At 48.7% G+C, this 509-nt stretch carries 1 protein-coding gene; it reads right to left on the bottom strand.

Annotation, left to right across the window (positions count from 1 at the left end; genetic code table 11):
• The coding region (locus BTA35_RS16590; protein ID WP_202931300.1) for an N-acetylneuraminate synthase family protein at positions 1 to 509 on the bottom strand (509 nt) is incomplete at both ends.

Genomic DNA, 509 nt, shown 5'->3' with positions numbered 1-509 from the left:
TTGTAGTCTTCTGCGGGTGCCGGATAACCGCTGACGCAATGCAATATTGCTAGCTCCTGACAGCCTGCGCTTTTAGCCGTGTCTACTGCCTCCGCAATTTCCTCTAAGTTTGCCATACCTGTGGAGATGATCATGGGTTTGCCCGTTTGCGCAACGTAGCGAATCAAGGGTAGGTCAATCGCCTCAAAACTGGCTATTTTATACGCGGGCGCATTAAGATCTTCTAGCAGATCAACCGCTGTGTGATCAAAGGGCGAGCTAAACATTGTGATGCCTAGTTTAGCCGCATGGTCAAACAGGGGCTTGTGCCAATCCCAAGGTGTGTGTGCTTCTTGATAAAGCTCATATAGGCTGCGGCCATCCCAAAGCCCACCTTCAATTTTGAACTCAGGTCGATCACAATTTAACGTGATGGTATCGGCAGTGTAGGTTTGCAATTTAACGGCATCCGCGCCTGCGAGTTTGGCTTGCTCAATAATTTTAAAAGCGGTTTCGATAGAGCCGTTATG

Origin of the sequence: Oceanospirillum linum, from assembly GCF_001995095.2 — a bacterium.
Taxonomy (GTDB): domain Bacteria; phylum Pseudomonadota; class Gammaproteobacteria; order Pseudomonadales; family Halomonadaceae; genus Oceanospirillum; species Oceanospirillum linum.
This window is presented reverse-complemented; position numbering and strand designations above follow the sequence as displayed.